This window comes from Bacillus sp. V2I10 (genome assembly GCF_030817055.1).
GTDB lineage: Bacteria > Bacillota > Bacilli > Bacillales > Bacillaceae > Bacillus_P.
The window spans coordinates 4277718-4289515 of record NZ_JAUSYV010000001.1 but is presented as its reverse complement, the minus strand read 5'-3'; the positions used below and the strand labels follow the sequence as shown (position 1 = coordinate 4289515).

The 11798-nt window shown below is 36.0% G+C and carries 16 protein-coding genes and 1 pseudogene; 10 read left to right on the top strand and 7 right to left on the bottom strand.

What is annotated here, in order from left to right; translation table 11 throughout:
- The first annotated feature begins 51 nt into the window (after nt 1-51).
- Nucleotides 52-288, top strand: a complete 237-nt coding sequence (locus QFZ72_RS21775) for a hypothetical protein (RefSeq protein WP_307437734.1) — start codon at nt 52-54, stop codon at nt 286-288.
- 53 nt (nt 289-341) lie between these two features.
- On the opposite strand, the gene QFZ72_RS21770 is transcribed toward QFZ72_RS21775, so the two are convergent.
- From QFZ72_RS21770 to QFZ72_RS21760, 3 genes are all read right to left on the bottom strand, one after another.
- Nucleotides 342-497, bottom strand: coding sequence for a hypothetical protein (locus QFZ72_RS21770; RefSeq protein WP_307437733.1), 156 nt, complete (start codon nt 495-497; stop codon nt 342-344).
- A gap of 327 nt (nt 498-824) precedes the next feature.
- Entirely contained in the window at nt 825-1367 is a 543-nt protein-coding gene (locus QFZ72_RS21765) for a tetratricopeptide repeat protein (protein ID WP_307437730.1), read from the bottom strand.
- Nucleotides 1368-1556: 189 nt separating this feature from the next.
- Nucleotides 1557-2474, bottom strand: coding sequence for a PhzF family phenazine biosynthesis protein (locus QFZ72_RS21760; protein ID WP_307437728.1), 918 nt, complete (start codon nt 2472-2474; stop codon nt 1557-1559).
- Between the two features lie 297 nt (nt 2475-2771).
- Between QFZ72_RS21760 and QFZ72_RS21755 the strand changes: the two genes are divergently transcribed.
- The 4 genes from QFZ72_RS21755 (at nt 2772) to rpsN (ending at nt 5723) form a co-directional block, all read left to right on the top strand.
- A complete protein-coding gene (locus QFZ72_RS21755; RefSeq protein ID WP_307437725.1) occupies nt 2772-3194 on the top strand; it encodes a VOC family protein in 423 nt (140 codons plus the stop codon).
- Between the two features lie 507 nt (nt 3195-3701).
- Entirely contained in the window at nt 3702-4907 is a 1206-nt protein-coding gene (locus QFZ72_RS21750) for a GTP-binding protein (RefSeq protein ID WP_307437723.1), read from the top strand.
- A 41-nt stretch (nt 4908-4948) separates the two neighbouring features.
- On the top strand, nt 4949-5305 hold the full coding sequence (locus tag QFZ72_RS21745; protein WP_307437720.1) for a hypothetical protein: 357 nt from the start codon (nt 4949-4951) through the stop codon (nt 5303-5305).
- A 148-nt stretch (nt 5306-5453) separates the two neighbouring features.
- Entirely contained in the window at nt 5454-5723 is a 270-nt protein-coding gene (rpsN, locus tag QFZ72_RS21740; RefSeq protein WP_307437718.1) for a 30S ribosomal protein S14, read from the top strand.
- Nucleotides 5724-6267: 544 nt separating this feature from the next.
- On the opposite strand, the pseudogene QFZ72_RS21735 reads toward rpsN, so the two are convergent.
- Together QFZ72_RS21735 and QFZ72_RS21730 are read right to left on the bottom strand one after the other, a co-directional pair.
- A pseudogene (locus tag QFZ72_RS21735) lies at nt 6268-6366 on the bottom strand (YjcZ family sporulation protein); the annotation flags it as partial.
- 345 nt (nt 6367-6711) lie between these two features.
- A complete protein-coding gene (locus QFZ72_RS21730) occupies nt 6712-6903 on the bottom strand; it encodes a hypothetical protein (RefSeq protein ID WP_307437711.1) in 192 nt (63 codons plus the stop codon).
- Between the two features lie 263 nt (nt 6904-7166).
- Between QFZ72_RS21730 and QFZ72_RS21725 the strand changes: the two genes are divergently transcribed.
- The 5 genes from QFZ72_RS21725 (at nt 7167) to QFZ72_RS21710 (ending at nt 10670) form a co-directional block, all read left to right on the top strand.
- Nucleotides 7167-7760, top strand: a complete 594-nt coding sequence (locus QFZ72_RS21725; protein ID WP_307437708.1) for a dienelactone hydrolase family protein — start codon at nt 7167-7169, stop codon at nt 7758-7760.
- 371 nt (nt 7761-8131) lie between these two features.
- Nucleotides 8132-8518: a DUF421 domain-containing protein gene (locus tag QFZ72_RS21720; RefSeq protein WP_307437705.1), complete on the top strand. Its 387-nt coding sequence runs from the start codon at nt 8132-8134 to the stop codon at nt 8516-8518.
- Complete coding sequence (locus QFZ72_RS29610) at nt 8484-8576, top strand: YetF domain-containing protein (protein ID WP_373464619.1); 93 nt, start codon at nt 8484-8486, stop codon at nt 8574-8576. The genes QFZ72_RS21720 and QFZ72_RS29610 overlap by 35 nt, the downstream gene beginning before the upstream one ends.
- Nucleotides 8577-8775: 199 nt before the next feature.
- On the top strand, nt 8776-9939 hold the full coding sequence (locus QFZ72_RS21715; protein ID WP_307437702.1) for a MalY/PatB family protein: 1164 nt from the start codon (nt 8776-8778) through the stop codon (nt 9937-9939).
- Nucleotides 9940-9986: 47 nt separating this feature from the next.
- Nucleotides 9987-10670 (top strand): copper homeostasis protein CutC, encoded by a 684-nt coding sequence (locus QFZ72_RS21710; RefSeq protein WP_307437698.1) that lies wholly within the window; start codon nt 9987-9989, stop codon nt 10668-10670.
- A gap of 118 nt (nt 10671-10788) precedes the next feature.
- On the opposite strand, the gene tatC is transcribed toward QFZ72_RS21710, so the two are convergent.
- Nucleotides 10789-11535, bottom strand: a complete 747-nt coding sequence (tatC, locus tag QFZ72_RS21705; protein ID WP_307437695.1) for a twin-arginine translocase subunit TatC — start codon at nt 11533-11535, stop codon at nt 10789-10791.
- A 66-nt stretch (nt 11536-11601) separates the two neighbouring features.
- Entirely contained in the window at nt 11602-11781 is a 180-nt protein-coding gene (locus tag QFZ72_RS21700) for a twin-arginine translocase TatA/TatE family subunit (RefSeq protein ID WP_307437693.1), read from the bottom strand.
- Nucleotides 11782-11798 lie beyond the last annotated feature (17 nt).

Here is an 11798-nt window from a genome sequence, read left to right as displayed (position 1 = left end):
TTTACATAGATATTGATTAGGATATACAATAGAATAAAGGGAGTGAATTAAATGGAAAATCAAAATTCACATATGCGTATTTACCATTCCGAAGAAGAAGAATATGAAAATTGGAGAAAAAGTCAGGATTCTGAATTTTCTATAAAAGAAACATATAAATCACACTTTTTAGAAACAATCAAAAACAGCAGCATGACTGATGTTCAAATTAACAAAGTCAATGTCTCTAAAAACGACCCAGTATTGAAAAACATTCAAGCTTTTCTAAGTGCCAGCAGTGCAAAATAAAAGGAAACCGGGACTGCCGGTTTTTTTTGATTGGAATTAATGGCAGGTCACAATCATAGCCGTTTTAACAGGCTTGGAACAGGAATAAGTTTTAGTATCACGTCTTTCATTGTTGGATAGACGACTTTTTTTATGTTGAGATCGTGATGACGTTCTTTTTCCGTCCTAATCTCTTCTAACAAAGCTTTTTTCCACTCTTCTTTAGTCATAAGTGTTCAACCACCTTATTATTTATCCATCATTTAATGTATTCACTACGTCTATTATTCATTCTTATTTCAAATGTTTACTCATCATTAAATGCGACAAAAAAAAGAGCCTTTTTCGGCTCCACAGTGTTTAAAATTATCTCCAAATTAACTGCTTAAAATACAATTTCATCTAATAAGTAGAGAGAAAATGCCATGCGTTAATATAAAGTTAATTAACTTTGAAAAACGCAGTGAAATTCGTAAATGAATTCCACTGCGTTTAATTTTTTCATAAAAATTAGCATTTTAGGAGGAAATCTTTATACGTTTTTCTACTTTTAATGATTACCAGGTTTCATCAAGGTGCTGTGCATAGTAAGAAATCCCTCGTTTAAAGTATTGAAGGTTTTCATCAGTCGTGGTTTCCATCAAATTCATCAAGACTATTTCCATTGCTTCTTTATATTTACCGGTATTATACAAAGCCAGTGAATAAAAGACTTGCAGACCGCGATGTTCAGGAAACTGAGTCACACCGCGATGCAGTGTTTCAACCGCTTTATCATAATACCCCAAAAGACGATAAGTACTGCCTAGACCGAGTAAACATCTTTGTAGATCTGGTTCTGAAAGGCCTTGCTCAATCGCTTTAACATAATAAGGGATCGCTTCTTTCCCAAAGCCAGAATTATCATAAACAATCCCAATCTGATAATTAATCTCTGCGTTGTCTGGATAATCTTCAGACATTTTTAAAAGGAGAGTACGTGCTTCATTCAAAAGAGTCATATCTTGTTTTGCACGTCCGTCTTCACGCAGTGAAATAGCTTTGTTCAGAAGCTTACGTAAATTTGTATTTCCAGAAGTGTTCTTTAATTTTTCATTCATTTTTTAATCTCCCCTTCTGTTTTAGTGCTGTCAAGCTGCATTAATTATATTAATACTGCCAGGGAGTATTCATTTTTGGCTGCTACTCTCTAATAATATAATCATTGGTATTAATCCTCTTTCAAATTAAAAAGACCGGTTTTTTCGGTCTTTTTTGTATGTCTTCTGCGTCTCTTTTCATGTAAGCAATTATATGAAAATTTTTCCTTCCCCTACTTTCACACAAGCTCCTCCGATTTTGACTTTTTTATAATCATTTTCTTCTTTAGTGATAGAAATATCAACAAAACTAGGACGGCCCATTTCTAAACCTTGTTCGCTGCGAATGGTATATGTTCCATTTTCATTGAATGGAATGAGTCCATGTTCGATGAGATAAGCCCCTAAAGGTCCACTAGCGTTACCAGTAGCGGGATCCTCAGTAATCCCCATGGCAGGGGCAAACATGCGACCATGTACCGTTGAACTGGGATTTACGGTTTCTTGCGTGAATACGAAAATATGCTGCGTATCCTTATTAGCTGAAAAAGATTGCTGCCACACATCATTTCGGAAGTTGATGCGTTTCATGGCATCAAGTGAACGTACAGGAATATATAAGAAAGGGACACCAGATGAAATCGATTGAATAGGCAAGTTAGTATCTATTTCGTCAACAGAAAGGGACAAAAGATCAGCTATGACCTGGGTGTCATGATACAGGTCTCCAAATATCGGGATCGGCTGACTCATTTCGGCCTTTGTGATTTTATCATGCTCTTTATAAACAGTTACGTGAATATCTCCTACTCCTTCTTCCAAAATCCACTCATTAACTCCTTGTACTGTCTCTACCCAATTTTCAAGTCCTAAGAGAAATGCGGTTCCGACTGTTGGATGACCTGCTACCGGCAACTCAATTTGCGGAGTGAAGATTCGTACTTTTTTTGTTTTGGTCTGATCGCTAGGCGGGAAAATAAATACTGTTTCTGATAGGTTCAGTTCCCGGGCTATTTTTTGCATTAAATCTGTATCAAGCGGTTTTGAAGATTGAAATACAGCCAGTTGATTACCTCCAAACCTTTGATCAGTAAAAACGTCGACTAGAACGTAAGATAATTCTTCCATTTTCATTTCTCCTTTCAATAAAAACTCTAATAAAAGAATAACCTTTACATACATAATCTTACAACTATTATTAATTTTCACAATTTGGAGGACTTTAGTTTTATTGTTAGTTAGCTATAGGGCGCGATTTTTAATTAAGAAGGCAACCTTTTTAAATAGGACCAGATTGTTTAAGATCGGCAGGTATTTTTGTGAAGGACGATTTTGATTAATATTCTTAGTTTGCGCTCGGATTCTGATAAAATGGGGATACGTAAAGAATTGGTATTTATATCATAAGGAGGGAATCAGCAAGTTATGAAACCACGAATTACTGTAATTACATTGGGTGTAGATGATTTGGAAAGATCGTTAAAATTCTATCGAGACGGACTGGGGTTTCCGACAGAAGGTATAGTTGGTAAAGAATTTGAGCATGGCGCCGTTGCCTTTTTTGACTTGCAATCAGGTTCAAAGCTTGCAATTTGGAATCGCAAAGATATAGCTCATGAGGCAAAGGTTCCTTATACTGCATCAAGTCCTGCCGAATTTACTATTGGTCACAATGTATGCAGTAAAGAAGAAGTTGATAACGTAATGGAACAGGCGAAAAAAGCTGGTGCTATTATAACTGATCCGGCACACGACACATTTTGGGGAGGATATTCTGCCCACTTTCAAGACCCAGATGGCCATCTGTGGGAAGTAGTCTGGAATCCGCAGTGGGAAATCAAGGAATAACCTTAACTTGTGGCGGTTGACATTTTAGGCATTTCGATCATCGAGCTTCTCAAAGAGTCTTCACCAATAGGTCGCTTTAATTGAATAACAAAGGGAACTTCCAGTAGATGAAATAATATCAATAGTAGTACTTGGTACTTTTTTGGATTAAACATTTATCGGTAATCAAATAATAAAGGATAGCATCTTTTATAGAAATTTCCTAAAGGATATACGTCTTGAGCAAGCCGGAAGAATACTAGTCCGAAAAAATACGAGTGGCAATTTTCAGCTTAACTAGCACTCTTAAATATTGAAATCAATTCAAATATGGTGAGTAATGGAAGGAACTGTTGCAGCAGTTCCTTTTGCATTGTACTAACTTGGGAGGTTAGATTTAGAAGAAGTATCGTTTATTTAAAACATAAAATACACTTTAGCCACAATAATCTTATAGTAGTGCTTTACAGAGGGAGGGAAATGCCTTATATTTAAATCGTAATAATTACGATTTAAGGAGAGAGCTTCTTGACCAAAAAAATTCCTGTAACAGTTTTAAGCGGATATTTAGGAGCCGGCAAAACAACCATATTAAATCATATCCTTCAAAATCAAGAAGGGCTTAGAGTTGCTGTTATCGTTAATGATATGAGCGAAATCAATATAGATGCAGAAACGATAAAGCAAGGGGGAGGGTTAAAGAGAACTGAAGAAAAGTTAGTCGAGATGTCAAACGGCTGCATTTGCTGCACGCTTCGTGAAGACCTGCTTGTCGAAGTTGAAAAACTTGCGCAGGAAGGAAATATTGACTACATCGTAATCGAATCAACAGGTATTAGTGAGCCAGTTCCTGTGGCTCAAACCTTCTCATATATCGACGAGGAGCTGGGGATAGACCTTACTCGTTTTTGCAGGCTGGATACAATGGTTACGGTCGTTGATGCAAATCGGTTTTGGCATGATTTCAAATCAGGTGATAGTCTGATTGATCGAAAAGAAGCATTAAGTGAAGAAGATAATAGAGAAATTGCTGACTTATTATTGGATCAAATTGAATTTTGTGATGTTCTCATTATAAACAAGTGCGATCTCGTAACAGAGGAAGCATTACATAAACTTGAACAGGTATTAAGAAAGCTTCAGACGGGAGCGCGGTTCATTCGAACAGTAAAAGGCCAAGTTAAGCCCGCTGAAATTCTTCAAACTGGTCTTTTTGACTTCGAAAAAGCAAGTGAATCTGCTGGATGGATTAAAGAGTTAACTACCGGGCATAAAGACCATCAGCCGGAAACACAAGAATACGGCATCACATCGTTTGTCTATAAACGAAGACTGCCTTTTCACAGTGACCGTTTTTATCAATTAATGCATTCTCTTTCAGGGAATGTGGTCAGGGTCAAAGGAATAGCCTGGTGTGCTACAAGAAATCATCTTGCCCTTTCTGTCTCACAAGCAGGACCTTCTATCATTATCGAACCCGTGTCTTATTGGGTAGCAACTTTGCCCGTACTAGAACGGGATGCACTATTGAAAGAGAACCCTCATATACAAGCAGAATGGGATCCGGAGTTCGGAGATCGAATGACACAGCTTGTGTTTATTGGGGTTGATATGAACGAACGTGATGTTGTGAAGCTATTGGATAAATGTTTACTTACAAATGATGAATTTGATTCCGAGTGGAACAAACTTGAGGATCCGTTTGACTGGGAGATACCTATTTCGAATGAATAACGCTATTTGCAGATTGATTTTATGTATAAGAGGTGAAGGTGATGAACGAAAAGCTAATGAATATCTTAACACGCAGCATTATTGCAGGGCTGCCTCCGAAGAAAAAAAACCTGTATCAATACATTGAAAGTTTGGAAGATAGACTGGCTTCACAATGTGAGACAAAAGAGCAATTTCTGAACCTTCTTATCCAAAGGTCTCCATTTCAGCAAGCGGCTAATCATTTTTGTATGACAGTGGATGAAACATATAGATTGATGAAGCAGATTGAAAATGAAATAAACCGAGAACTGGAAAAAAAAATAGACAACCATAAATGGATCGACTATACAGAGAAAGTGATTAAAAATCAGGAAAAGACAAAACAAAAAATAAAATATTTTCTGTTTGTTACTTGAGTATTATGCTCACGTAGACCTTTGATATTTCTAAGTTTTAGGATACGTCTAACAGAGAGTATTTGAAATCTAATTCAATCCGTGTTTAAATAGTAATGATTACGATTTATTATATATTAAATAAATTATGAAAGAAAGGATGAGAGCAGTGGCAAAAAAGTCGAAAGTTGCAAAAGAGAAAAAACGTCAGGCATTAGTTGAGAAATATAGAGAATTACGAATTGAGCTGAAACAAAATGGAGATTTTGAAGCTCTTAGAAAGCTGCCTCGAGACTCATCGCCAACACGTTTAAAAAACAGATGTGAAGTAACTGGAAGACCGAGAGGATACTTAAGAAAATTTAAACTTTCCAGAATTGCTTTCAGAGAATATGCTCACAAGGGTCAGATTCCAGGAGTGAAAAAAGCCAGCTGGTAAATAACTCTCTATGATAATATCAGATAGTAATCTAAAACAGAATGGCAAAAAACATGAGTTAAAAAGAACCCTCCGGATATCTGGAAGGTTCTTTTTACGATTAATTTCGAATTCCAACTTACCTATTCTCCGGCAGGACACCTGAACCTTTTGTTAGAAAGCTAAGGGGCCAGCCAAAAAAGTGTAAGTAACTTCATTTCTATCCTATTTAATTTAAAGATAATTCCACTTGTTGTATAACTTGAGAAATCAGTTATAAGAAAAATTACATCTAAGGCTAAAAAAACTTTTATTGATAAACAAAATTCCAATGATTTGTTTTATTTACATACTAAAAGCCACCCAAAGGCGGCTGTTGAAAGTGTATAAAAAGGTATGGGAATACTGCTTGTGGATTCTTATAAGTTATGCAGGAGTCAGTCCTATTGTGCGATTATTTATAAAAAAGATCAGGTATAAGCCCCTGATCTTGTAAGACAGATAAGTTATTTTTACCTCTTATTTTGCTTTAGCAGTATCCGCCGCCGTTGCCTCCACCGTAACTGCCGCCAACAAAAGCAGCACCAACGATGATTAAAAGAATAAATAGTACTACAATTAAAGCAAAACCATTATTGTAGTTTCCTCCACAACTCTCACCCATAAAGTATTTAGGACTAAAATACTTTATGATGCAGCGTGAACGTTAGCTTAGACTAATTGAGCACATTTTGCAATTTTACTCTATAATTTAATGTGTGTGTATAGCTTCCCAAGGAAATTATCCATTTTTAATTGCAATTAATTCTTTGTGCTAAAGTAAAACCCATATAGGCTATTTTGTGCGCTTCAACCTGAGAGAAGATATGGTTGAAATCGATTTGATGAAAAATAGTTAAGAAGAATTTTGCTGCTTTCAATTGGATATGGAAAAGCATAGCTCACAAGGCGGCAGAACCTAATGCTCCAGTATGATTAAAGCCCCACTGTTAAGCGGGGCCTTAATCAACTAAGTAGTTTTAGGATTTTCTTTTATCCACCAATCAATATGATCTAAATTAAAGATAAGAATCTTGTTGATGGGGCTAAGATGGGGAATGGCTTTCCTTAGCAGCAAATGATTGATTTCCTCCTCAGTCATTGGATAGTCGACTGAATGTAAATACTCAATTAATTTCTGGGTTCCATAGACTTTTCTCAAATAATCACCTCCCACCAAGGTCTCTTTATTCAAAATAATGAGCAAAGAAATCTTAGTGGCAGATACTAGATGAAAATAAGCTTAATTTTATATACCCTATCTATAAAAAAAGTAACATTCTGTAATGATCGAAGATAATCTAGAAACATAGAGTAAGCTTCCTGTTTCATCTATTAAATGGCGCGTTCATTTTATATGGATTAACAGCTTGGGCGCATTGCTTAAATAAATGGCTTCTAATAAACATAACAGGGGTGTCTAGGATGTTTAAAATCCACAAAGAATCAAATGAATTAATCATTGTCATTCACGAAATTTATGGAATTAACAAACATATGACGGATTTATGTGAAGTTTTATCAGAACAAAATTTTGATGTTATCTGTCCAAATTTATTAGAACAAGAAATACCTTTTGACTATTTTCATGAGGAAGAAGCTTACCTTCATTTTATGAATAATGTAGGTATCACAAATGGATTCAATAAAATAAAAAATATCTTATTTGATATTAAAGATGAGTACTCAAAAATATTTATTATTGGATTTAGTGTAGGGGCCACTATTTCTTGGTTATGCAGTGAGATAGAGTTTGTGGATGGTATTGTCGGATACTATGGTTCACGTATTAGAGACTATGTAAATATATCTCCAAAATGTCCAGCATTGCTGTTTTTTCCCCAAGCAGAAAAATCATTTAATGTTCATGAATTAATTTCAAGTTTAGATAAACAGGGTATAGATGTACATTTATGCAGGGGTGAACATGGATTTAGTGATCCTTACTCACATAGATACAATGAAGAATCAGATCAGTATACATTTAGAGAAATATTGAAATTTTTTAGAAATAACTGAGTCTTTACTCCGCAAAGAGCGCATTCCTGTATTGGAGAAAACGACGTTTGGTCAAAAAAATAACCTCTTGGTATAATATGAGAGTCATTAAGCTGGCCAGCTTACTTCTCAAACACTGATTATAGGTTTGAATAGTGCAAACATAAGCTTGAAGGTTGTGCAAATACATAGAGTTTGGTGTATCTTTCACCTCGAGAATATCAAACCACATCGATTTCGTCATACAGTTAAGTTATCTAATGCTCCCTATCAATGACATTGATAAAGTTTAGTAGTGATGTTCTAAGACCTCCACATACCTGCGCTGAGGAAATTTTTTCTTTTTTTAGATAACAAAAAAAGGGGAATAGGGCTAGTAGGAGGGGACTAAAATGGACTTGTTAAAAATGGCATTAGACTTATTAGTTGGTCTTCTTGCTCTAATTTTCATCATGCGTTTGCTCGGGAGAAAAGAACTGGCTCAAGCAACCCCGCTTGATATTATCTACGTGCTGATTTTAGGAGGGATCGTTGAAGAAACAGCCCTTGATCCAAAAAAAGGATTATCGTATTTGATTACAGGTTTACTTGTTTGTTCATCAACAATTTGGCTTTTTGAAAAAGCAGCACAGAGAATAAAACTTTTTCGGAAAATATCAAAAGGGAAGCCTGAAGTTATCATTAAAGACGGATCAATTAACCCACATTGCAAAACGAGCACATTTAGATCTAGAAGAAATTTTAATGTTGTTAAGAATGCAAAATGTCTGGTCGGTTGAAGAGGTAAAGCTAGGAATACTAGAATCTAATGGGACTATTTCAGCTCAAAAAAAATAAGTGATTATTTTACTAAATCCGATTAGTTAAAGAGAATTGTGGAACCTGCTCCTAAAGGCAGGTTCCCTTACTTAATATCAACTATAAACTTTACATAGCCTCTTAAAAAGAAGTTCAGGATGAAAAGGATAAAAGCTCTTTACTTCTTGTATAATATGGATGAATTATCATTAGGGGATAAAAGATAGGAGAAAACGTCATGCAGCTAGAAAAATTTATTGATCGAAGAAAAACACATTCTGTTAAATGGTACATAGAGGATCAAGATATTATTCCATTATGCATTGCAGATATGGATTTTCAAGTTTCAGAAGAAATCGTAAATGCCATAAGTCAAAAAGCAGCGCACGGAATATATGGCTATAGTACATTTTGTGAACGGTATTATGATGCTGTTCAGTATTGGTGGAAAACACAATACAGCTGGGAGTTAAAACGCGAGTGGATTTCTTTTAGCCCTGGAATTATTCCTGGAATAAATTTATTATTAAAAACATTAACACAGCCAGGTGATGCGGTAATCGTGCAAGATCCTGTCTATTATCCGTTCTTTTCTACAATTGAAACACAAGGCTGTACCATTTTATATAATTCTCTTGTCTGTTCGAATGGATCATATGAAATGGATTTTGAAGACTTTGAAGAAAAAGCATCACATCCCAATACGAAAATATTCATTTTGTGCAGCCCTCATAATCCAGTAGGAAGAGTTTGGACTCGTGAGGAATTGCTTAAAATTGGAGAAATTTGTGACAAACATGGTGTTTTTGTTATTTCGGATGAAATGCATGGAGATTTAACTTACGCAGGTTATAAACATATACCATTTGCAACCGTTCACCCAAACCATTTAAAGTTTTCTATTACATGTGCTGCACCAAGTAAAACTTTTAATATCGCGGGTATGCAAAGCTCTATTTTTATTATTGCGAATAGAGATGTGAAAGAAAAATATGAAGCCCTATTAACAGGATACGGTTTAATGCGTCCAAATGCCTTCGCAGTCGAAGGAACGATTGCTGCCTATTATAAGGGATTGCCATGGCTTCAAAAAGTAAGGGGTTATTTAGAAGAGAACCTTCAATATGTATGTGCTTATTTAAAAGAACATATTCCTTCTATTAAAGTGGTGAAACCTGAAGCGACTCATTTGATTTGGCTGGATTGCCGTGATCTTGGGATTCCGCACGAAGAGTTGCATACATTCTTTTTAGAAAATGCAAGAGTTCGCCTTGATGAAGGAATGAAATTCGGTAAAGGCGGGTATGGGTTTGAACGTATAAATATTGCATGTCCTCGTGAGGTTTTAACGGAAGCTTTACTTAGAATGAAAGCTGCTGTAAAAGGAAAAGAAGAAACCTGATGATTAGCTGGAATTAAAAATTTTAAACACGATTAGGAGAACAGATCATGATTATCGAAACCATCGCTGATTCACTTGAAGATGCAAAAATCGCACAAACAGCTGGTGCCGATCGGATAGAATTAGTCACAGGATTGATGGAAGGAGGGCTTACGCCAAGCTATGGCTTAATTAGAAGTGTGTGCAGCGAGTTAACGATACCAGTGAATGTGATGATTCGCCCGCATAGCCGCAGCTTTTGTTATACAGAAGAAGACTTGAATATTATGTTAGAAGATATTGAGATTTGCCGCAATTTAGGGGCTGCTGGAGTTGTCTTTGGTGCTCTAACGCAAGAGAAGAAAATAGATGAGGATAAGGTAATTAAATTAATTCAAGCCTCAAAAGGGTTAGATATTACCTTCCACAGGGCATTTGACGAGGTTGATCATCTGTTCACGGCTTTAGGAGTTCTTCAAAAATACCCTGAGATATCTAGAATCCTCACATCCGGCAGCAAGCAAAAAGCTACAGAAGCGATCGAAGAGCTGGGTCAGCTTGCAGACCTTTCGGCAGGGACTGGACCCTCCATTATGGCAGGATCAGGATTAACACCTCAAAATTTGCAGGCATTCTTAAAAAAGGTAAACGTGAGAGAAGTACACTTTGGTTCAGGAATCCGTTTTGAATCAAGCTATCAGAACCCTATCGATCCCAATAAAATAAAAACAATCAGGAAAATCGTTTCATAAAGAGTGTCATGAAAAGTTTTTCAGAAATAGTTTGACTTATTTTACGGCAGATTTGGAGAGATAGTTTAACCATCACCGAAAAGGCTCCAGGCATTTATTAAACCCTGCAGCCTTTTGTTTATGAAGTTTTTTTCAATGGGATCATTGTTTCAGATCGCTTTTGCTGTTTTTTTCGATAAACGAATTTAGATAAGCTCACACTGATTTCATATAAAACGAATAACGGTACAATAACAAGTATGTCTGAAATAAGATCAGGGGGGGTTATGAAAATAGCAATCAATGTAAGTGAAAAGTAAGAGATCTTTCTTGCTTTAGAGAGCAGCATCGGATTAATGACGCCAATTGAGGTAAGAAACATAGCTATTAAAGGTATTTCAAAAAGCAATCCAAACGGGAGTGTCAGATTGATCATAAATTTAAAGTACTTTTCTGCAGTAAACATGGTTTCAAAATGTCCTTCTGATAAAGAGATTAAAAAATTTAGGACAAGCGGATAGACGATAAAATAACCGAATGATAGACCTGCAGCAAATAAAGTAAACAATCCTGGAATGTACGCTAACGCTGTTTTCCGTTCCTTATCGGTTAATGCCGGTTTTACAAACAGCCACGTTTGATAAGCTGCAATAGGAATAGTCAGTGCGATGGCAATGACCCCTGCAATCGTAAAATAGACCCATAGAATTTCACTTGGCCCTAAGACAGCTAAGTTATGACTGAGATCCCGAACCAGCCATTCGTATATTTCCTGTACAAATAGGAATGAACCAAATAAAAAAACGGCAAAAGCGACTAAAACAAAAATGAACCGTTTCCTTAACTCCCCCAGGTGATTGACAAAAGATAACTCTTTATTGTTCATATTAGCTTCTCCCTTTTTGAAAATAAGAGGAAGATGCAAACATGGTGTTTACATCTTCGGGCACTTTTACTTGGAGCTGCTGTTATCTTCTTTTTCTTCTGACATGATATCCTTTGTTGAGTTCTTAAATTCTCTTAATGTATTTCCAAATGCACGGCCGATTTCCGGCAGCTTCGAAGGTCCAAATACGATAAGAGCGATAATCAAAATAAGGATTAGTCCAGGGACACCTATATTTTGCAGCATGATCATTCCTCCATATT

What these genes read in the sequence shown, in the direction of transcription:
- QFZ72_RS21775 (WP_307437734.1), top strand. Translation starts at nt 52, where the DNA reads ATGGAAAATCAAAATTCACATATGCGTATTTACCATTCCGAAGAAGAA.
- QFZ72_RS21770 (WP_307437733.1), bottom strand. Translation starts at nt 497, where the DNA reads ATGACTAAAGAAGAGTGGAAAAAAGCTTTGTTAGAAGAGATTAGGACG.
- QFZ72_RS21765 (WP_307437730.1), bottom strand. Translation starts at nt 1,367, where the DNA reads ATGAATGAAAAATTAAAGAACACTTCTGGAAATACAAATTTACGTAAG.
- QFZ72_RS21760 (WP_307437728.1), bottom strand. Translation starts at nt 2,474, where the DNA reads ATGGAAGAATTATCTTACGTTCTAGTCGACGTTTTTACTGATCAAAGG.
- QFZ72_RS21755 (WP_307437725.1), top strand. Translation starts at nt 2,772, where the DNA reads ATGAAACCACGAATTACTGTAATTACATTGGGTGTAGATGATTTGGAA.
- QFZ72_RS21745 (WP_307437720.1), top strand. Translation starts at nt 4,949, where the DNA reads ATGAACGAAAAGCTAATGAATATCTTAACACGCAGCATTATTGCAGGG.
- QFZ72_RS21725 (WP_307437708.1), top strand. Translation starts at nt 7,167, where the DNA reads ATGTTTAAAATCCACAAAGAATCAAATGAATTAATCATTGTCATTCAC.
- QFZ72_RS21720 (WP_307437705.1), top strand. Translation starts at nt 8,132, where the DNA reads ATGGACTTGTTAAAAATGGCATTAGACTTATTAGTTGGTCTTCTTGCT.
- QFZ72_RS29610 (WP_373464619.1), top strand. Translation starts at nt 8,484, where the DNA reads ATGTTGTTAAGAATGCAAAATGTCTGGTCGGTTGAAGAGGTAAAGCTA.
- QFZ72_RS21715 (WP_307437702.1), top strand. Translation starts at nt 8,776, where the DNA reads ATGCAGCTAGAAAAATTTATTGATCGAAGAAAAACACATTCTGTTAAA.
- QFZ72_RS21710 (WP_307437698.1), top strand. Translation starts at nt 9,987, where the DNA reads ATGATTATCGAAACCATCGCTGATTCACTTGAAGATGCAAAAATCGCA.
- tatC (WP_307437695.1), bottom strand. Translation starts at nt 11,535, where the DNA reads ATGAACAATAAAGAGTTATCTTTTGTCAATCACCTGGGGGAGTTAAGG.
- QFZ72_RS21700 (WP_307437693.1), bottom strand. Translation starts at nt 11,781, where the DNA reads ATGCTGCAAAATATAGGTGTCCCTGGACTAATCCTTATTTTGATTATC.